Raw genomic sequence first — 20,225 nt, forward strand, 5'->3', positions numbered from 1 at the left:
GAAGGTTAAAACTAACCGGGCGACGCGTCAATGGCCTTGCGAATCAAACGCCTATTTTTGCATCACCCGGTTTCAATTACGCACGAATCGTGTCGTCACCGAAGCCGATCCACTTGTATGTGGTCAGTGCTTCCAGCCCCATCGGTCCGCGTGCGTGTAATTTCTGCGTACTGACTGCCACTTCCGCACCCAGTCCAAACTGGCCGCCGTCAGTAAAACGGGTGGAGGCGTTAACGTACACCGCAGACGAATCCACCTCGTTAACGAAGCGGTTGGCGTTGTGCATATCGCGCGTCAGGATCGCGTCGGAATGCTGGGTGCCATGTTCGCGAATATGGCCGATGGCCTCATCCAGGTCGCTGACAATTTTTACGTTCAGATCCAGCGACAGAAACTCATCGTCGTACTCTTGTGCTTTTACCGCCACCACGTTGGCCGGACCGGCCTGCAATTGAGTCAGCGCGGCCTCATCAGCATGCAGCGTGACGCCGCTTTGCGCCATCTGCTGGCTCAGCACGGGCAGGAAGCGTCCGGCGATATTCTGGTGCACCAGCAGCGTCTCGACGGTATTACAGGTGCTCGGGCGTTGGGTTTTGGCGTTAACGATAATCCGGAGTGCGGCGATGATATCTGCGCTTTCATCCACATAGATATGACAAACGCCAATACCGCCGGTGATCACCGGAATAGTCGACTGTTCGCGACACAGTTTGTGCAGGCCAGCGCCGCCGCGCGGGATCAGCATATCGATGTACTTATCCATGCGCAGCATTTCGCTGACCAGCGCGCGGTCCGGATTATCAATCGACTGCACGGCGGCCGCCGGTAAACCACAGGCCTCCAGCGCCTGCTGAATCACTGCCACGGTTGCCGCATTTGTCCGGTACGTCTCTTTGCCCCCGCGCAGGATCGCCGCATTGCCGGTTTTCAGGCACAGGGAGGCGACATCAACGGTGACGTTAGGACGCGCTTCATAAATCACGCCAATCACGCCCAGCGGGACGCGACGACGCTCCAGACGCAGGCCGCTATCCAGCAGACCGCCGTCAATCACCTGCCCGACCGGGTCGGCGAGGTTGCACACCTGACGTACGTCGTCGGCGATGGCTTTCAAACGTGCCGGGGTCAGCGCCAGACGGTCAAGCATTGCTTCACTCAGACCGTTTTCCCGTGCCTGCTCAACGTCTTGTGCGTTAGCGCTGAGGATGCTTTCGGTTTGTGCTTCCAGTTCATCGGCAATCTTTTCCAGCACGCGGTTTTTTTCGCGGCTGGAGAGTAGCGCCAGCTTATACGACGCTGCTTTGGCAGCAATGCCCATTTGTTCCAGCATATGCCTGCTCCTTAACGGGTGATCATGTCATCGCGATGGACGGCAACCGGGCCATATTCATAGCCGAGGATCGCGTCAATCTGTTGAGAGTGGTGTCCGGCAATACGGCGCAGCGCGTCGCTGTTATAGCGAGTGACGCCGTGGGCAATATCGCGCCCTTCAAGATTGCAGATACGAATCACTTCACCACGAGAGAAGTTGCCTGTCACGCTTTTAATGCCTTTGGGCAATAACGAACTGCCGCGTTCCAGAATGGCGGAGGTCGCCCCTTCATCGACGGTGATTTCCCCGGCGGGCGGTGCGCCGAAGATCCAACGTTTGCGGTTCTCCAACGGAGAAGCCTGAGCATGAAAACGCGTCCCCACGGACACGCCTTCCATTACATCGCCAATCACGCCAGGCTTGCTGCCTGCGGCAATAATGGTGTCGATACCGGCGCGGCAGGCCACGTCTGCCGCCTGCAGTTTGGTGCCCATACCACCGGTGCCGAGGCCAGAGACGCTGTCTCCGGCGATAGACCGCAGTGCGTCATCAATCCCGTAGACATCTTTAATCAGCTCAGCCTGCGGATTGGTACGCGGGTCAGCGGTGAACAGGCCCTGCTGATCGGTGAGCAGCAGCAGCTTATCGGCCCCGGCCAGAATCGCCGCCAGCGCCGACAGGTTATCGTTATCACCGACTTTGATTTCGGCGGTTGCCACCGCGTCGTTCTCATTGATGACAGGAACGATGTTGTTATCCAGCAGCGCACGTAACGTGTCGCGAGCGTTAAGGAAACGTTCTCTGTCTTCCATATCCGCACGCGTCAGCAGCATCTGCCCGACATGAATGCCATAAATGGAGAACAGTTGTTCCCAGAGTTGAATCAATCGGCTCTGCCCTACTGCCGCCAGCAGCTGTTTAGAGGCGATCGTTGCCGGGAGTTCAGGGTAACCAAGATGCTCACGCCCGGCGGCAATCGCGCCCGAGGTAACAATAACAATGCGATGCCCTGCGGCATGGAGCTGCGCGCACTGGCGGACCAGTTCTACGATGTGGGCACGGTTCAGGCGGCGCGATCCGCCCGTTAGCACACTGGTGCCAAGTTTTACCACCAGCGTCTGGCTGTCACTCATGATTCTCTGCCATTCAAGATTGGGGAAATGATATCAAACGAACGTTTTAGCAGGACTGGCCCCGGTTGCCAACAGCCAGCGCACAAAGCATGAAATTTTATTGCGCAGGATCAGCAAGCGTAGCGGCAAGTTTTGACGTTTTTATGACAGAAACAAATAAACATTCTTTTTTAAAAATATTCTTACTTTGTCATAAAACGTTCATTGCCAGACGTTAAAAACCCTCCTGTCTTTGAACGGGGAACACACCCAGTAAATATTCGCGCGTACTTTAAATCAGGAATGAAAATGAAAAAGAGCACTCTGGCATTAGTGGTGATGGGTATTATGGCATCGGCATCCGTACAGGCAGCGGAAGTGTATAATAAGAACGGAAATAAACTGGATGTGTACGGCAAAGTTAAAGCCATGCACTACATGACCGATAATGACAGCAAAGACGGCGACCAAAGCTATATCCGTTTTGGTTTTAAAGGCGAAACTCAAATTAATGATCAGCTGACCGGTTATGGTCGTTGGGAAGCAGAGTTCGCAGGCAATAAAGCCGAAAGCGATTCTAACCAGCAAAAAACACGTCTGGCCTTCGCGGGTCTGAAATTGAAAAACCTCGGTTCCTTCGACTATGGTCGTAACCTGGGTGCGCTATACGACGTTGAAGCGTGGACCGATATGTTCCCGGAGTTCGGCGGGGACTCTTCCGCGCAGACCGATAACTTCATGACCAAACGCGCCAGCGGTCTGGCGACGTACCGTAACACCGACTTCTTCGGCGTCGTTGATGGCCTGGATCTCACCTTGCAATACCAGGGTAAAAACGAAGACCGCGATGTGAAAAAACAGAATGGCGACGGTTTTGGTACGTCGGTGACCTATGACTTTGGCGGCAGCGATTTCGCCATCAGCGGCGCCTATACCAATTCCGATCGTACCAATCAGCAGAATCTGCAAAACCGTGGCGCGGGCGATAAAGCCGAAGCCTGGGCAACCGGTTTAAAATACGATGCCAACGATATTTATATTGCCACGATGTACTCTGAAACGCGCAAAATGACGCCTATATCCGGTGGCTTCGCCAATAAAACACAGAACGTCGAAGCAGTGGTTCAGTACCAGTTTGATTTTGGTCTGCGTCCGTCCCTGGGATATGTGCTGTCGAAAGGCAAAGATATTGAAGGTATCGGTAATGAAGATCTGGTGAATTATATCGACGTTGGCGCGACCTATTATTTCAACAAGAATATGTCAGCATTTGTTGATTATAAAATCAACCAGCTGGATAGCGATAATAAGTTGGCCATCAACAATGATGATATCGTCGCAGTGGGGATGACCTACCAGTTCTGATCTAACATAAAAAATGCCGGATGGGGTTGCGCCGCCATCCGGCATTTTGCTGTTCACTATGCCGTTAATTTAACCGGCTGATCTTTAAAGTCGTCCGCAGGTTCCAGCGCCAGATTCAGCGACGTTAGCAACCCACGTAATTTTTCATGGAACTCACGTAAGGTGTACTCCAGTCGATCTACCACTTCAGTCTCTTTGATGGACACGGCGGTCCAGTTGCCGTCTTGATCAAACAAACCAAACTGGTAGCTGTACGTGAAGCGTTTTTCCTGTGCTTCTAACTCCATCCACCAGCCCCAGAATTCACGCTTCTCCGGCGCGGGTTTCACGTTGACGCAAACAGCCAGACAATCGAAAAAAAATCGATTATCTTCGCACTGCCCTTCCCGGATGTAAGGGCCAAGCGCGGTGAATTTCTTGATCAATCTGCTTTTCGGGTGTCCACTCGGTAACGTCATTGCGATCTCCTTAGGTGAAGCAACTGTTTTACCAAATCAATAAAATTTAGCAATCTATTAACACAATCTCTGATTGATCCATCCGGTTATTTCTTGCAGCGCTTTATCAAAATTGCGATACACCGGGTTGAACGGGATCTCCATCAGCTTACCGTCAGAAGATGACGATGTGATTAAGCGAGACTCCTCTTCCGGACTAAACGGATCGTTTTTCCAGAAGCCCGACAGCATCGGCGTTGGACAACGTCGGCCCAGCAGGCCTTGTACCTTTAATGAATAGCGATTGAGCTCGACACGCAGCGCGTCATCGGAGGCGTCGTGCATACCCAGACGGCTGGCCAGTACATCAAGATACATTTCCGGGACGCTTGCCTGCCGCTGCGGGTCGCTGAGCAGCGCATGCACTACCGGCCCCAGACACGCCACCGCTTTCAGGCGCGAAGATTCGAGATACGCCAACCGTACCGCCACGTTGGCGCCAAAGCGAAAACCAAATGCCGCCACGCGGGTGTGATCGACCCAGGGAATGTTGGGCAGTGCTTTTAATACGTGCTGATGCAGCAGGCTGGAATCCTGGGTCAGTTTCCATTTCGACGAAAACCCGACCGAGGGCATGTCCAGCGTCAGCATGGCAATACCACGCGGGGCAAAATAGCGTTCATACAGGGTGTAGTAATCCGTTTGCATGGAATCCAGCCCCCCGCACATCAGCACCGTCGGGAACGGGCCGTCACCTTTTGGCATATGCAAAAAACCGGTGATCGGCGCACCGCCGGGAACCGTGAATTCCAGTTCGCGCAGCTTACCGGGCAAGCGCTGAGCCGCCTCTTCATACGCGCGATTCGCCAGGGCCTGCGCCTGTTCAGCCAGCTCGTCGCCTTTCAGATGCGGATACGCCGCAATGTTGTACAGCGTAGAGGCGTGCAGCCAGTGGCGTCCGCTAATTTGTGGGTCCTGTTCTGCCATGGCCTTCTGTTGCCAGTCCATCGCCTGCTTCGCCCACTCGTAGATCCAGTTCCCGCCACGATAGCCAATGACCGTGTCATAGAGCTCTTTATCCGTGCGCTCTGCTTCGCTCATGACGATACGCGCCTGCACCTCAAGGATTTCGCGCGGATCGACGCCGCGCCAGATCCACATCAGGCGATTCACCATGCGGTACCAGTGCGGGATGGTTGTGCCATCCAGGGCAGATTGCACAGACGGCTGCGCGCCGTGATTAAATCGACGAACCAGCGTTGACGTTTCAGGGTGTTTGAAGCGGGGTTTAAACAGGACTTCGCTGAGGTTAGCCTGTGACATAATTACGGCCTCCATGAGTACTCACTAAGGCATAGTGTAACCTGACACGGCACAAAAAGAACAACGCCCGGCATAGCCAGGCGTTGAAAACGATTTAGATTAGCGGCCTGAAATCGGCGGGACGAACACGACGCCCATATCCCACGGCTGCTCGATCCAGGTATCCTGAGGGATATCAACAACATAATCATTCACCAGCGGACGGCCTGCCGGTTTAGCGAAGATGGTGACGAAATGCGCTTTAGGGTACATTTCGCGAATCGCAACCGCGGTACCACCGGTGTCAACCAGGTCATCGATTACGATGAAACCTTCACCGTCACCTTCGGCACGTTTCAGAACGGTCAGTTCGCGCTGATTGTCGTGATCGTAGCTGGAGATGCATACGGTATCGACATGACGAATACCCAATTCACGCGCCAGCAGCGCGCCTGGCACCAGACCACCACGGCTAACGGCAATGATGCCTTTCCATTGTTCAGAAGGCATCAAGCGGCTTGCCAGTTTACGTGCATGGATCTGCAACATGTCCCAGGTGACGACGTATTTTTCGCTCATGTGAAGTTGTCCCAGCCTGTTTATCTACGGCTTAAAAAGTGTTCGAGGGGGAAATAGGTTGCGCGAGATTATAGAGATCTGACGCGCTAAAAACCAGTGTTAAGCGGAATCCAGGCCTCTTTTTGCATGCTTTTTGCTAGCCGTGAGCAGAGAAAGTGGTATTCTCAATTGCATCGCGCAAGCCTGACTTGTGGTGTTTTTAATTCTGCTAACCCCGTGGCCTGTAAGTCAATTTTGCAGGGCATCGCCAAGGAGACTCAACGTGTCTGAACTGTCTCAATTATCCCCGCAGCCGCTGTGGGATATTTTTGCCAAAATCTGTTCTATTCCTCATCCGTCCTACCATGAAGAGCAACTCGCTGAACATATTCTGAGTTGGGCCCAAGAGAAAGGTTTCCACGTCGAGCGCGATCAGGTGGGTAATATCCTGATTCGCAAACCCGCTACCGCAGGAATGGAAAACCGCAAGCCGGTTGTTCTGCAGGCGCACCTGGATATGGTGCCGCAAAAAAACAACGATACCGTTCACGACTTCACCAAAGATCCGATCCAGCCTTATATTGACGGCGAATGGGTGAAAGCCCGTGGCACCACGCTGGGTGCGGATAACGGTATCGGTATGGCCTCTGCGCTGGCCGTTCTGGCGGATGACAGCGTGGTTCACGGCCCGCTGGAAGTTCTGCTGACCATGACCGAAGAAGCGGGCATGGACGGTGCGTTTGGTCTGCAGGCTAACTGGCTGCAGGCAGATATTCTGATCAACACCGACTCCGAAGAAGAAGGTGAGATCTACATGGGTTGCGCGGGGGGGATCGACTTCACCGCCAATCTGCCGCTGTCTCGTGAAGCCATTCCTGCAGGTTTCCAGACCTTTAAGCTGACGCTGAAAGGCCTGAAAGGCGGTCACTCCGGCGGCGAAATCCATGTTGGCCTCGGTAATGCCAACAAGCTGCTGGTACGCTTCCTGGCTGGCCACGCTGAAGAACTGGATCTGCGTCTGGTTGATTTCAACGGTGGTACGCTGCGTAACGCGATCCCACGTGAAGCCTTTGCTACCCTTGCTGTTGCCGCAGATAAAGTCGATGCGTTAAAAGCGCTGGTCAGCACTTATCAGGAAATCCTGAAAAACGAGCTGGCAGCAAAAGAGAAAAATCTGGCACTGCTGCTGGATACCGTCTCTAACGACAAAGCCGCACTGACCGCTCAGTCCCGCGATACCTTTGTTCGTCTGCTGAACGCGACACCAAACGGCGTGATCCGCAATTCAGACGTGGCAAAAGGCGTGGTGGAAACCTCCCTGAACGTCGGTGTTGTCACCATGACTGACGACAACGTGCAGATTCACTGCCTGGTTCGCTCGCTGATCGACAGCGGTAAAGACTATGTGGTGAGCATGCTGGATTCTCTGGGCAAGCTGGCAGGCGCTAAAACCGAAGCCAAAGGCGCGTATCCGGGCTGGCAGCCGGACGCGAACTCGCCGGTCATGCACCTGGTGCGCGAAACCTATCAGCGTTTGTTCAACAAGACGCCAAACATCCAGATTATCCACGCGGGTCTGGAATGCGGTCTGTTTAAGAAGCCGTATCCGGAAATGGACATGGTTTCCATCGGGCCAACCATCACGGGTCCGCACTCCCCGGATGAGCAGGTTCATATCGAAAGCGTTGGCCATTACTGGACGCTGCTGACTGAACTGCTGAAGTCTATTCCGGCGAAGTAAGTCCCAGCAATAAATGCCGGATGGCGCTGCTGCTTATCCGGCCTACGATCGCGTAGGTAAGCCGGATAAGGTATTTATGCCGCTATCCGGCAATACATCCAACTCAAAGCCCCAGTACCAACTGCCTTTCCAGCTGTGGATCCAGCAGCGTGACGTGCAATCCTACCAGCCTGACCCCACGACCTCCCCGACGCTCATCCCAGGTTTTTCGCGCCGTGGTAATCAAATCGTCTTTACTTAAGCGCGGCCAGACGTGCTCCTGAGTGGTCTGCTGAAAGTCATTAAACTTTAATTTAATGCCCTGGCGAGCAATACATAAATCCGGTTTTACCTTTGCCAGACGCCGCTCCAGCTCCGGATAAAGCCGCTCGATAATCGCCTCACATTCTGACCACTCATGAATATCCTCTGCCAGCGTGCGTTCAACACCGACGGATTTGCGCATTCTGTCGTTATTCACATCCCGCTCGTCAATACCCTGGCTGCGCTCCCACAGCACGCGACCAAATTTACCAAAACGCTTAAGCAATATCGCCAGGTCGCACTGTTGTACATCTTCACAGGTACGTAATCCCATGGATTCCAGCTTAGCGGCGGAAACTTTGCCGACGCCGGGAATTTTCCCCAGTGGGAGCGTTCTGATAAATTCCGGCACATCATCCGGTGTGATCACATATTGCCCGTTGGGCTTATTGAGATCGGAGGCGATCTTGGCCAGAAACTTGGCCGGTGCAATCCCCGCGGAGGCGGTGAGCTGTAGCTCGTCAAAAATCGTCTGGCGAATTTGCTGGGCAATCAGTGTGGCCGATCCGTGACAGTGCGTGCTGTCGGTGACGTCCAGATAGGCTTCATCCAGCGAAAGGGGTTCGATAAGCGAGGTGTAGCGTGCGAAGATCGCCTGAATCTGGCGAGACGCTTCTTTATACGCCTCATAACGACCGGGTAATAAGGTGAGATGCGGGCACAGTTTTAGCGCCATCCCCGTGGGCATCGCGCTGCGTACGCCAAATTTCCGCGCCGGGTAATTGGCGGTGCTGATCACCCCCCGGCGTTCACGGCTGCCACCGATAGCGATCGGGATATCACGCAGCGCGGGGTTATCACGCATTTCCACCGCCGCGAAAAAGCAGTCCATATCGACATGTATAATTTTACGCATCGCCCCTCCCACAACACTGTTTAAGTATACAGTATCTTTATGTAATGAGAAGTCTGAACACGTATTACGGTACTGCGGGTCCATTCATAACGAAACGGGCATCACACAGATAACGCACAACCTCTTTTGACGCATGCTCTGCAGGGTTACCCGCCGTACTGACAAACAGCTTATTCACTTTTCGCACATTCGCCTTAAGCAGATTTTCAATGGTCATCCGGCGAAAGGCATCATTTTCAACGCAGAAAAGTTCATAGTCTCCCAAACGCTCGCCGCAAATTTCACAATGGTTCATCCAGTAGCGTAGTCCGGTGGTTTTACTCTTATCCAGGTAGTAATTGCTGGCCTTGATGTTCTTCATTATTTCTTCTGGCAGCGCATTAATATGGAACAGAAACGTATTCCGCCTGACGGACAGCCAGCCTTCACCATCCTGTATTTTTTTAATATAACGGGTAAACATAACCCCATGGATTCGGGTGATTTGATGGCAGTTCCAGCAGTGCATCTTTGAGGTAATGACCAGATAGTAGGGCGCGATGATGTTGTAACTATCCATAGTGTAGGCATAGTCCAAAAGCCCCTCCTTTAGCCCATCAGGCTCGGTGTACCAGATCCCTGATACATTATCGAAATGCGCGCCCTGACAGGCCACATCTGTAACATTATCTGATTGAATATTCAGTGGAATAATTTGAGTTACAGCTATCACATTACCTTCCTTAGCAATAATATGCCCCCACGTTGCGTGGGGGACGAGAGAACAGAATTAATGAGGCACAACAACGGGGGGTTGACGTAAGGAAGTCACCTGCTTTTGTTTATCCAGCTTATCCACCAACGGCTGCACGACCTTCTCGCCGTGCTGGCCAAAGTATTGATACAGCGTGTCGGACGCACTTTGCGTCAACACCATAATCTCAATGCGGCGGTTACCCGCGCTCTCTGGATTTTTCGCATCCAGCAGCATCTGGTCCGCCATGGCGCTGACCTGCATGACTTTATCCTGCGGCATCCCCGCTTCTTCCAGCACACGTCGGGCGGAGAGCGCCCTGTCACCAGACAGATTCCAGTTGTTATAAATATTATTTTTATAGCCCATCGCATCCGTGTGACCGGTGATGATGATCTTATTGTCCAGCGAGTCAAAAACCGGTGCCAGTTCAACCAGTAACGATCGGAAGAATGGCATGATCCGCGCGCTACCGCGTTCAAACATATTGCGGTTCTGGTCATCTTTAATCAGCACGCGTAACCCCTGAGGGACGATCTCCATCTCCAGGTTAGTTTCCATATGCGCATTGCGGGCGATGGTGTTGATGTTAGTCGCCAGCTCTCCCAGTTCAGTCGCGGACTTTTTCTTCAGCAACGCCGTCTTCTCATTCACATCCATGACTTTTTTGGCCGTTTCTTCCGTCACTTTAGCCGTTTCCTGCGGTAGCGCTTGTTTATCTGACTTGCTGCGAGTGACATTTTTACTGCTGGCCCCCGGTGCAATCGGCTGTTTGCCAATTTTATTTAACGGTGCGAGCCCTCCCCCGTTGAAGATGGACTGGCCGTGCAGCGCCGCAACGATATTTTCGCGATCGGATTTACTGACGCTGTTGACAATCCACAGCGTCATAAACAGCGCCATCATCGCCAGCGTAAAGTCGGCAAATGCCACCTTCCACGCACCGCCATGATGACCTGCATGATTCTTTTTAATTTGTCGCCGAATAATGGTGGTCTTCGCACCACGGTCGCGACGATTTGGCGCCTTCCTCATGCTTATTCCTGCTCCAGCATCGCATTCACCCACGCGTCCAGATTGGCAAACGTTGGTTTAGATGCCAGATGCAGAAGTTTACGTCCTGCATCCACCGCCAGCAGCGTTGGCTTACCGCCAGCATGCGCCACCAGCACAGTACGCACACATTCCAGCAGAGAATGTTCCGCACGCGCCTGTTGCTCCATCGAGTTCGCCAGCGGATCCATCAGGCAGTAGCAGATAAATACCCCCAGGAAGGTCCCTACCAGCGCCGCTGCTACTTTCAGGCCGATCAGTGCAATGGAGCCATCAATAGATTGCATGGTAATAATGATGCCAAGTACCGCGGCGCAAATACCGAATCCCGGCATAGCTTCAGCCGTACGCTGTAATGAACGAGACGGTGTCAACAGCTCTTCTTCTACGGTATCCAGTTCCTGATCGAGGATCCCTTCCAGTTCGTGGGCGTCAATTTTGCCCATTGCCATCAGGCGGAAGTTATCAGCGATAAAGGTCACCAGTCGCTCTTGAGTCAGCACCAGCGGGTACTTTTGGAAAATGGTACTTTCAGCCGGTTTTTCAATGTGCTGATCCAACATGCGTAAGCCGCCGTTTTGTACCAGCTCCAGCAGTTCAAACAGGCACATTAATAGTTGGCGCTGAAACTCTGGCCCCAGCTGTTTCTTGCTGAGGACACCTTTCAACTGATGGCCGATCTCTTTCAGCACGTGCTTCGGGTTGCCGATAATCATGGCACCAAATCCGGCGCCGAGAATAATAACAATTTCAGCAGGCTGCCAGATGGCAATTAATTGTCCACCCGCTTCAAAATAGCCGCCAAAAACACAGCCAATAACCACCAACAAACCTAAAATCTTTTGCATTCACTTCTCCGCATTTCAATTCGAAATTGTTAATCTTGATATAAACAATCACGAATTTTGTGCGTGATTTTTTTATTCATTTGACAAATTCTGGCTTCAGTTACGCCTAACACCAGCGCAATCTCTTTTAAATTCATATCGTGTTGGTAATACATGGAGAGCACGAGGCCCTCTTTTTCACTGAGTTGACCGAGGGCATAGCTCAGCATCTCTTGCGTCACAAATTGTTCTTCCAGCCCCCGCCCTTCAAGCGGTGCAATTGGCAGGTCGCCATTCAGTAACTCATCCAGGCTGGCCAGCGTTTCGGCCCCTTCCAGCTGTTGAAATTCCAGGTAATCCTCAGACGATAGCCCCCATTGCGAAAGCTCCTCCCTGGTGGGTTCGTGTCCGAGTTTTGTGCGCGCTTCACGAATCACATCCTTAATTTGATGATATTTCTGCCGTAACTGGCGCGGCCGCCAGTCAAGACTGCGCAATTCATCCAGAATAGCCCCGCGAATGCGGTGTACGGCGTACCCCGCAAAGCCTTCATCGGGCTGGCCGTAGCGGCGAATCGCATTCAGCAATCCCATCAGCGCCGTTTGCTCCATGTCCTGCCGGTCCATCACGCAGGTACATTGCGGCGCGAGTTGGCGCACGACTTTGCGCACCAACGGAAGATAAGCCTGTAAATAATGACTCTCTTGCTGTGGGGTGAGCACCGGTGTCGCGCTGAATTCCTCTGACTCGTAAGCGTCTTGCATCATTTAAATTCCTGACTCATCGCTTACTGGAACACGACTTTTTTCACCAATATATCTTTATACGGTGCGGCTATTTTTCGATTCTTTAATTCTTCCTTCAACGATTCAGCGATTAACGCCCTTATTTGCGATATTTTCATCGCGCGAACTTCTTCATATTTCATTTCAGACAGTCGCTCAACGGCAATGCTCTGATACAGCGGCTCTTGCTGTTTTATTTTCTCCGATTCTTTTTCAGTGGCGACAACCAGCACTAATTCCGCTGACATATAGTGATCGGCACCTTCATTATCGTGCAGGGTGACAATCGTCTCCTGCAACGAAACAAACAGGCTGTTACTTTCATCCATTGATTCCACGGCATCAGTATGCGCGGCTGCCGCAGGTTTTCCATTTCCGACGAAATGGTACATCCCCCATCCAGCCCCGCCACCCACGACGAGGGCCAGGACAGAGCTAATTACACTCGCTATCACGATTTTCTTCATTTGGCTTTTACACTTTGATCAGAACGGATTCATTCCGTTGAAATTGAGGCTCGTCATTAAGCATTAATGCCGATGTCACCTCGTCCTGTTGATGACCAGACTGCTGTTGTTGTTGCTGCTGCGATTGCCCCTCGGAGGAGACCTGAACATTGACCTCCATGAAGTTCTGCGCCGTCAGATGCTGGCGTAAGTTCTCGCTAAATTGCTGCAGCGAACGGCAAACATCGCTTTGGTTTGCGCCGATGTGCACCATGAGTTTTCCCGCATCCAGCTGTACGGCAATTTCCAGTTTGCCAAGCGAAGGTGGGTCAAGACGGATGGTAGACACTTGCTGCTGCTGGCCGAGCTGGAATTGGATCCGGTCTTTCAGTAGCGCCGTCAGTTTTTCACCGAGTTCATCAGGCGACATCTCCACCGGCTGCGCGGTGTGCGTGGTGATTGCGCTCGTATCCGCTATCGCACTAACCGACTGATTACCTTGTACCGCCACGTTGACCAGGTTTTGTGCTACTGCCGGCTGGGTCACGTTAAGGGCGGCGTTCTTTTTCACCACCTGCGGGCGCGGGGCAACGTGACTTTCAGTCTCTTTCACTCGCGCGGTAATTTGCTGAGAAGTCGACAGCGTCGGCTGCTGGGGTGCAATGGCGCGTAAATCCTGCGCCGAAAAGGTCGCCAGTTTCGCCTGTTGCTCAGGTGTGGCCGGTTGCCCTGCCGTCGCCTGCTGCGTCAATGCCGTCAGCGCACTCTGTAATTTTGCCGGTAGCGACGACAAGTCTGCCGCATCCAACTGGGCTGGCGTCGTGCCATTGGCCTTCTGTTCTACCGCGCTCGACAACTGACGCAGGGCCGGTGACCCTGGGTTTGCGGACCGTGCCGCGATCAGCGCTTTCAACGCATCACCATCCGGTTGTTTTTGCAAACCAGCAGACACCGCTGACTGCACCGGTTGGGCCAGAAAAAGCGCCATCAACGCCTGCATCGCCGCCGGATCGTTATCGTGCTTTTGTGCCGCTGATGATTGCTGCTGGTTGGTTTTCGCACTATGGATACGTTCAGCCACCGCGTTTAGCGCCATTTGTGGCAAGGTAAACGCCCCACCGCTTTCGGCTGCCACCGGTGCTGAAATCGTGGCGTTTTCCGGCGTGGCATCGGTCAACGCACTGGCCGTGGCCAGCAATACAGGGTTCATGCCTTCTCCGAAATAATATTAACCATTGAATACGCCAGCACGCCTTCCTGATTTCGCTGATGCGTATCCATACGCGCTTTCAAGATTTCTGCACGCCGGGTCCGCCGTTCAATGAGGGCGGCAAACCCGGTGCGCAATGTCGCTTTTACCTTCCGCAACTCTTCTGCTGACGTCTCTGCGACTTCATATTCATGAAATAAACGCATCAACTGCTGATGCTGCGCGGGCAATCGTCGCCAGCGCTGCTGATCCAGAGATTCGTTCATCGCGTCGATCAGGGCGAAAAGCTGTTGCTGCTGGCCGTGTCTGTCCATTGACTTACCCGAGCTTGGCTGACAGGCCATCCCAGCCTTCACGCAAATTCGTCAGAATGACAATCACCTCATCGATCTTCTCAATCGATAATTCCCCGCTGGCTTCATACAGGCGGTAGACACAGTGGTCGTAAAGACGTGACAGATTCACCACCAGCTCGCCGCCGGTTTCAAACTCCAGCGAGCTGGTTAAGGCATTGAGAATATCGATGCATTTGTTGATGCTTTGCGCCTTCTTCTCAAAGCGCTTGTTTTCGATATGGCTTTTGGCGCGTTCCAGCTCGTCCATCAGGCCAGAAAACAGCACCAGCACCAGTTCAAGAGGCGAGGCCGCCGCCGTGCGGGCGGCGAGATCGATCTCTTTATATTGCGAATAGCCATCCTGTGTTTCGTACATATTTACAGTAAATCCTTGAGTGAACTCGGTCGGTTACGAGAATGCAGCCATGCTCATTTTCATGGTGTACACCTCAATAATGGTGTTGGTGTACTCCGTCACATAGCGGTCGTAGTTGGTGTTGTAGGTCTCGGTCAGCTGGTCACTTCTGTCATCAATGCGGGTCTGATCGTCATCCAGACCTTGTTGACGTTGGGCGATGATGCCGTTGCTGGAATCGAGATAGCTGTCCATCAGGTTATCGAGTTGGGCGACCATGCTGTCATCACCCACAAAGATTGAGGTCAGACCGTCCGGATTTTCTTCCATGGCGTCATCGAAGGTGTCAGCGTCGATCTGCAAATGGCCGTCGCTGTCCAGCGTGATGCCGTAATCCACAATCGAGGAGCCGTCGTAGTAAGAGTGAACAATGTCATCCATCTGACTGGTGAGCGATTTGAGACCAGCATCACCAGCGAATACACCTGCCGAGGTATCGTCGTCCCCGTAGGTGGTCAGCGAGTCAATGGTATCGACCAGCGAGTTATAGGCGTCGACAAAGGTCTGGACCTTGGCTTCAGAGGCAGAAGAATCTTCAGCAACCGTAAAGGTGGTGAGATCCGTCGGATCATCCAGATCGCTGACTTCACTGAACGTCATCGTGACGCCCGGGATGACATCATCAAATGTATTTGTGCTGTTAGTAATCGTCGGCCCCGTTGAACTTCCCAGATGAATAATCGCATCCTGCGATTCGGTCAGGGTGTCCAGCGTGGGTACCGTCGTACTGGTGTCATTGGTCGGATCGTGATCGATAACCGACACCGAAAAAGCGCTCTGCTCGCCGGTAGTGTCAGAGGTAAGCATGATGGTCGTCGTACCGTCCGTTTTCACCAGCGCGGCCGACACGCCGGGGTTATCGTCGGAATCATTAATCGCGCTGACCAACTCGCTGGCATCGATAAACCCATCACCATCGCCATTGGCATCTGCTGACGCCAGGTCGATGTCCATGGTGCTGTCACCCATCGTCAGTTCAAACGTCCCCGTCGCGGAATAGGTGTCATCAGTCATATCAAAAGTCGACTGCTGCGCTTGCGCTAACTGCTCAACGAAAAAAGAATAGGTTCCCGGCTGGGCCTCTGAGTTGGCAGAAACGGTTGCCGAGTCATTATTGCTCGTTGCAGAAAACACCACCGGCCCGTCGGTGTCGCTATTGAGCGCATCCACCGCAGACTGAAAATTCGTCAGCGCCGTGCTGAGCGAATCAAGCCCATTGCTTTCCGCAGTCAGATCGCTCTGCTGCTCTTGCAGGCTCGCGACCTGATTCGAGATGTCGGCATATGCCATTTTCTGCGCCATTGCTTGAACAGCACTTGTGTAACCCATGATGATTGACTCCGTGCAACGTTATTGAGGTAACAGCAAAACTCATGCCAACATTTTATATATTTATAAATCAGTTAGTTATAAATGTGATGGAAGCTAAACTTCCGTTTATCAGGAAGGTTTGCCAAAAAATATCGCGCCGCTGAAAGCACAACACCGCCAGCAGGCGGTGTTGTGTATACGTGGCTTCACCACTAAACAGAGATTACTGCAGCAGGCTGGAAACCATGCTGGACATGCTGTTGGACTGCTTAAGCATGGTGATGCCGGTCTGCGACAGAACCTGCTGTTTAGTCATGTTGGACGCTTCCGTCGCGTAGTCGGTATCCATAATGTTACCGATAGCCACTTCCGTGTTGTCCTGCATGCTGGTCAGGTTGTTGGCGGTGTCGTTCAGACGGTTGATAGACGCACCCAGCTTGGACTGGATCTTCGACACGTCGTCCATCGCAGTAGAAATGCTGTCAATCATGGTGTTCGCGGAGCCAGAAGCGGTCAGCTCAGTACCGCCAGAAACACCTGCGGTGCCGGTGGTATCAGCCTGGTCAGCAGAGAAAGAGGCACTGATGCCTTTCAGATCGGCGGTCAGATTACCCAACTGGCTGGAGATATCGACGGTCATGGTATCAGAAGATTCTGCGCCGACCTGGAAGGTGACAGAGCCCTGGAACAGGCCATCTTCACCGGTGTTGCTGGTGCCGGAGGTACCAAACAGGTTGGTGCCGCCGTAGGTGGTGTTTTGCAGCATGTCAGACATCTGCTGACCCAGTTCGTCGTATTCGTCCTGCATCGCCTGCAGGTCGTCGTCGTTGTAGGTTCCGTTCGCTGCCTGCGTGGCCAGGTCGCTCATGCGGCCCAGTACGTCGGTCATTTCATCAAAGGTGCTGTCAGCAGTTTGCAGCATGGCGGTCGCATCATCGATGTTGCTCAGCGCAACGCCCATACCGCTGGACTGTGCAGTCAGACGGTTAGCAATCTGTTTGCCCGCAGCATCGTCAGAAGAAGAGTTGATGCGGTTACCTGTCGCCAGACGTTCCATTGAGGTGGACAGAGAATCCATGCTGGTGTTGATGGCGTTAACGGCGGCCATTGAGGCGCTACTGGTATTAATAGATAACATGATACTGCTCCTTGGGATTAATCGTCTTTGTTTCGATACTCTGTAAAAACGACCATCCGTTTGGAAAACTTAACGCACCCTAAAAAATTTTTTTACTCCTCCCCCTCTCTTTATTGCCTCCATATAAAATCACTTACCCGCATTAATTTAGCTTTGCGTGCTCATCTCCTTCATTAACCCACCACTACAGTAAGATCTCAATCAAGTTTTAATTAAAAGATTATTAGAAATATCTAATAATGCTTTAACAACCCGCCCCACAAAGGGTTTAAGATTATGAATCAAATGAGATTATCCTTAATCCGACACATTCTAAATTCATCATTTAATCCGTTATTTTACATTTGGTTGCAAATGCCATCGGCCTTGTATGTTGTGAGTTTCAGGCTCTTTCGCTACATTTTAAATCCGATTTCGGACTGCAAAAAAAACAATACTGATTATGCTGTCACTTCCTCATCCGAACAGCCAGAAAGACATCGCAGTTCATTTATGATTCTAATACGTTGATTTTTAACAGCGTGACGCAAAGGATCTAAAAAACCTTGCATGGGCAAATAACACTATGAGTATTGTTGTCAACCACTGGCGGATGGATTCTTCGCTTAATGCATTAATCCATTGTGAGACAGGTGAAACCCGTCGTCTCGGCGAGTACCATTTTATTCTGTTAGAAACATTAGCTAAAAATGCCGATACCGTTTTAGCGCGTTCGTTTTTAATGACCGAAGTTTGGAAAAACCGCATCGTCGGGGGAAATAGTCTTCCCACTGCTATTCATGCTTTGCGGGTCGCTATCGATGATGATGGTAAACAACAGGAAATCATTAAAACCATTCCCAAGAAAGGCTATTTATTTAATAAAAATTACCTCACTGAAACTGTTAACAACAATAAGTGCAATGTTAATAATGACAACATTGAAGCGGTGGCAGAGCACGCAGCACTCCCCGAGAGCACAACAGAGGATAAGCAGCAAAATGGCAATCAGGTGCTGATGTCCCCGGCATTAGACACCGCTACAGACACACTAAAAACGCCACGCACTGCGGTTAAAAAACGCCCTTATCAGGCAGCTATGATGGTAGGTTCGGTTATCGCCATTGCCTTATTTTTGTTCACATTTATGTATTACTTTAACGCACAGCCAAAAATGACAACCGCTGAAACACCACAATTAATAAAAGAAAACCTGAATAACGCTAAACGTATTACCGTTTACCACCTTTACGATCCTGATACCCAACCGGCCGCCGTTACGCCATTTTCGCAGCATATGTCACCGGGTATTCAAGGGATTAATCAGTTGCTGGACACGCATAATGCGTCAATGGAACTGTATTACCGGGTATCGCTGAATAAATTTGTTTTGGATATAGTGCTGAGTAACCAATGCAATGACAGTTGGCAGTTAGCGTTGAGCTTTGAACGCTGGCAAAACAAAGATAATGAAATGAATAATGTTATGTATAAAGAAGTGGAGAAAGTGTTGAATGAAATGCCAAAATGCAAATAATTACTTTTTCTATGCCCTTCCTGTTATTGCAGCATTCACCATCTTTACCGCAAGTGCGCGTATTGAGAATACGATTATTGCGAACTATGACCTCGAGGAGGGAACCAGCGCACATTATGAAATGATGGTCAGCCCACCGGGCAAAAACACCACCGTGACCTTGATTCCTCTCGATACCAATAAAAAAACGCCGTCCATTTTTAAAATCTCGGCCTGCGTTAACCGCTACTCTGGAGCTGTTAAACAGGGGGAGTTTCGTTTCAGTGGTGCTGAAACCGACCAGAATGATTTGCGTTTATCAAATTTAGGTTCATTCGTTAATGAACACAATCTGCGAACGTGGTGGATTCATTTAAATAAACAACAAAATTTACTGTTTAATCAAGATGTCGGTGGCCTGATTGTTTCAGACCCTTCCTCATTTTCCTTCACCGCAAAAGCCTGCCAGCCTGACTAACGTAATAAACTACGGACGGTTTGGCTGGACAGTCGAGCCTGGCCGTTAACTGCTTGCGCTAACACCTGATAATTATGATTGGCGTGATCCAACACCCCGCCAAGTGTTTCTGACGCTTTGACCGCGCTTTCGGCCTGCGGGAAACGCGCCATCCCGTCAATCAGCTGCCGGGCCTTCTCCTGCTGCGCCGCCATTTGTGAGCGCTGTTCACCAATGGTGTCCAGCGCCTGCTGAATCCCCTCCAGGCTACGGGAACTCCCCTGCTGCAAGGTTTGCAACAGCGCATCCGTACGTGAAGGATCGGCGAAAGTTTTCAGCGGGGTAAAGGTGGAGGGTTTATCACCCTCTTCATGCACGCTCAGCGTCTGTGCCAACTGCGCCCATTGTGTTTCGGTGGTGGAGAAGGTGATAGCCCCCTGATTCTCATGCGTTTGCACACCAACACGGCGTAGCGCGTTGCCGATCATCATTTTATATTGCCCAGAATCAGCATCCTCCCCAACAACCACGGCAGAGAGCTGCGTCTGACGACCGTCTGACACACTGAACATTTTCGCCCCGGTTGAACGCTGCTGGAACATTTTCTCCAGTTCGGGCGACTGGAACGTCACCCGCGCATCTCCCTGCAATACCGATTTCAGTTGCCGATCGACGGCGCCTCCTGACAAGGTTGAACGCTTATCCAGCCACTGCACCACATCGGCCCTTTTCTGCTGCTGCGCCTGGCCGCCGCGTCGTGAGGCATGACGGTAATCCAGCAACTGCTGCTCAAGCTGCCCCAGATAGTGGTCAGCCTGTTGCAGCGTGGTGAGCTGATCGTTTAGCTGAACGCTGTAACGCTGTGGGCGTGTAGTGATCAGCGGCGAAGCCGGATAATCACTCGCCGTTGCGGGTAACTTTTGACGAACCGGGGCGTTCTGCGCAACAGCATGCTGCTGCACCGAAGGATTGAGCGCTCCGCTACCGGAGAGGGATGTTGTATTTAAACCGACCTGCATAGTATTCCTGAACTG

The 20,225-nt window shown here is 51.9% G+C and carries 21 protein-coding genes; 4 read left to right on the top strand and 17 right to left on the bottom strand.

Annotated features, from left to right (window positions below):
* Nucleotides 1–76: 76 nt before the first annotated feature.
* Both proA and proB read right to left on the bottom strand, forming a co-directional pair.
* Entirely contained in the window at nt 77–1,330 is a 1,254-nt protein-coding gene (proA, locus tag IB214_RS19245; RefSeq protein WP_096758187.1) for a glutamate-5-semialdehyde dehydrogenase, read from the bottom strand.
* An 11-nt stretch (nt 1,331–1,341) separates the two neighbouring features.
* Nucleotides 1,342–2,445, bottom strand: a complete 1,104-nt coding sequence (gene proB, locus IB214_RS19250) for a glutamate 5-kinase (protein ID WP_096758188.1) — start codon at nt 2,443–2,445, stop codon at nt 1,342–1,344.
* Nucleotides 2,446–2,733: 288 nt separating this feature from the next.
* Between proB and phoE the strand changes: the two genes are divergently transcribed.
* Nucleotides 2,734–3,789, top strand: coding sequence for a phosphoporin PhoE (gene phoE, locus IB214_RS19255; RefSeq protein WP_117342053.1), 1,056 nt, complete (start codon nt 2,734–2,736; stop codon nt 3,787–3,789).
* Nucleotides 3,790–3,845: 56 nt separating this feature from the next.
* On the opposite strand, the gene crl is transcribed toward phoE, so the two are convergent.
* The 3 genes from crl to gpt form a co-directional block, all read right to left on the bottom strand.
* Nucleotides 3,846–4,247: a sigma factor-binding protein Crl gene (crl, locus tag IB214_RS19260; RefSeq protein ID WP_117342052.1), complete on the bottom strand. Its 402-nt coding sequence runs from the start codon at nt 4,245–4,247 to the stop codon at nt 3,846–3,848.
* A 57-nt stretch (nt 4,248–4,304) separates the two neighbouring features.
* Nucleotides 4,305–5,549 (bottom strand): esterase FrsA, encoded by a 1,245-nt coding sequence (frsA, locus tag IB214_RS19265; RefSeq protein WP_115259348.1) that lies wholly within the window; start codon nt 5,547–5,549, stop codon nt 4,305–4,307.
* A gap of 99 nt (nt 5,550–5,648) precedes the next feature.
* Nucleotides 5,649–6,107 carry a xanthine phosphoribosyltransferase gene (gene gpt, locus IB214_RS19270; RefSeq protein ID WP_115259349.1) on the bottom strand — a complete coding sequence of 153 codons (459 nt, stop codon included), beginning with the start codon at nt 6,105–6,107 and terminating at the stop codon, nt 5,649–5,651.
* Between the two features lie 262 nt (nt 6,108–6,369).
* Between gpt and pepD the strand changes: the two genes are divergently transcribed.
* Complete coding sequence (gene pepD / locus IB214_RS19275) at nt 6,370–7,827, top strand: cytosol nonspecific dipeptidase (protein WP_117342051.1); 1,458 nt, start codon at nt 6,370–6,372, stop codon at nt 7,825–7,827.
* 103 nt (nt 7,828–7,930) lie between these two features.
* Here pepD and dinB read toward each other — a convergent pair whose 3' ends face one another.
* From dinB to lafA, 11 genes are all read right to left on the bottom strand, one after another.
* Nucleotides 7,931–8,986, bottom strand: a complete 1,056-nt coding sequence (gene dinB, locus IB214_RS19280; protein WP_117342050.1) for a DNA polymerase IV — start codon at nt 8,984–8,986, stop codon at nt 7,931–7,933.
* 64 nt (nt 8,987–9,050) lie between these two features.
* Entirely contained in the window at nt 9,051–9,698 is a 648-nt protein-coding gene (locus IB214_RS19285) for a DNA primase (protein WP_117342049.1), read from the bottom strand.
* Between the two features lie 57 nt (nt 9,699–9,755).
* Nucleotides 9,756–10,754: a putative lateral flagellar export/assembly protein LafU gene (lafU, locus tag IB214_RS19290; RefSeq protein WP_117342048.1), complete on the bottom strand. Its 999-nt coding sequence runs from the start codon at nt 10,752–10,754 to the stop codon at nt 9,756–9,758.
* Between the two features lie 2 nt (nt 10,755–10,756).
* Nucleotides 10,757–11,620 (bottom strand): flagellar motor stator protein MotA, encoded by an 864-nt coding sequence (motA, locus tag IB214_RS19295; protein ID WP_117342047.1) that lies wholly within the window; start codon nt 11,618–11,620, stop codon nt 10,757–10,759.
* A 29-nt stretch (nt 11,621–11,649) separates the two neighbouring features.
* Nucleotides 11,650–12,366 (bottom strand): FliA/WhiG family RNA polymerase sigma factor, encoded by a 717-nt coding sequence (locus IB214_RS19300; protein ID WP_117342046.1) that lies wholly within the window; start codon nt 12,364–12,366, stop codon nt 11,650–11,652.
* A 20-nt stretch (nt 12,367–12,386) separates the two neighbouring features.
* On the bottom strand, nt 12,387–12,851 hold the full coding sequence (locus IB214_RS19305; RefSeq protein ID WP_117342045.1) for a flagellar basal body-associated FliL family protein: 465 nt from the start codon (nt 12,849–12,851) through the stop codon (nt 12,387–12,389).
* Between the two features lie 7 nt (nt 12,852–12,858).
* A complete protein-coding gene (locus tag IB214_RS19310; protein WP_117342044.1) occupies nt 12,859–14,040 on the bottom strand; it encodes a flagellar hook-length control protein FliK in 1,182 nt (393 codons plus the stop codon).
* Nucleotides 14,037–14,354: a flagellar protein FliT gene (locus IB214_RS19315; protein WP_117342043.1), complete on the bottom strand. Its 318-nt coding sequence runs from the start codon at nt 14,352–14,354 to the stop codon at nt 14,037–14,039. Before IB214_RS19315 ends, IB214_RS19310 begins: the two co-directional genes overlap by 4 nt.
* A 4-nt stretch (nt 14,355–14,358) precedes the next feature.
* Entirely contained in the window at nt 14,359–14,751 is a 393-nt protein-coding gene (gene fliS / locus IB214_RS19320) for a flagellar export chaperone FliS (RefSeq protein ID WP_117342042.1), read from the bottom strand.
* A 33-nt stretch (nt 14,752–14,784) separates the two neighbouring features.
* On the bottom strand, nt 14,785–16,119 hold the full coding sequence (gene fliD, locus IB214_RS19325; RefSeq protein WP_117342041.1) for a flagellar filament capping protein FliD: 1,335 nt from the start codon (nt 16,117–16,119) through the stop codon (nt 14,785–14,787).
* 205 nt (nt 16,120–16,324) lie between these two features.
* Nucleotides 16,325–17,239, bottom strand: coding sequence for a lateral flagellin LafA (gene lafA / locus IB214_RS19330; RefSeq protein ID WP_117342040.1), 915 nt, complete (start codon nt 17,237–17,239; stop codon nt 16,325–16,327).
* Between the two features lie 565 nt (nt 17,240–17,804).
* Here lafA and IB214_RS19335 point away from each other — a divergent pair.
* Both IB214_RS19335 and IB214_RS19340 read left to right on the top strand, forming a co-directional pair.
* Nucleotides 17,805–18,755, top strand: coding sequence for a winged helix-turn-helix domain-containing protein (locus IB214_RS19335; RefSeq protein WP_117342039.1), 951 nt, complete (start codon nt 17,805–17,807; stop codon nt 18,753–18,755).
* A complete protein-coding gene (locus tag IB214_RS19340) occupies nt 18,733–19,212 on the top strand; it encodes a hypothetical protein (protein ID WP_117342038.1) in 480 nt (159 codons plus the stop codon). Before IB214_RS19335 ends, IB214_RS19340 begins: the two co-directional genes overlap by 23 nt.
* On the opposite strand, the gene IB214_RS19345 is transcribed toward IB214_RS19340, so the two are convergent.
* Nucleotides 19,209–20,210, bottom strand: coding sequence for a flagellar hook-associated protein (locus IB214_RS19345; RefSeq protein WP_117342037.1), 1,002 nt, complete (start codon nt 20,208–20,210; stop codon nt 19,209–19,211). The genes IB214_RS19340 and IB214_RS19345 overlap by 4 nt on opposite strands.
* Between the last annotated feature and the right edge of the window lie 15 nt (nt 20,211–20,225).

The organism is Citrobacter sp. C1 (assembly GCF_014596895.2).
In the GTDB taxonomy this organism is placed as follows: Bacteria; Pseudomonadota; Gammaproteobacteria; order Enterobacterales; family Enterobacteriaceae; genus Citrobacter; species Citrobacter gillenii.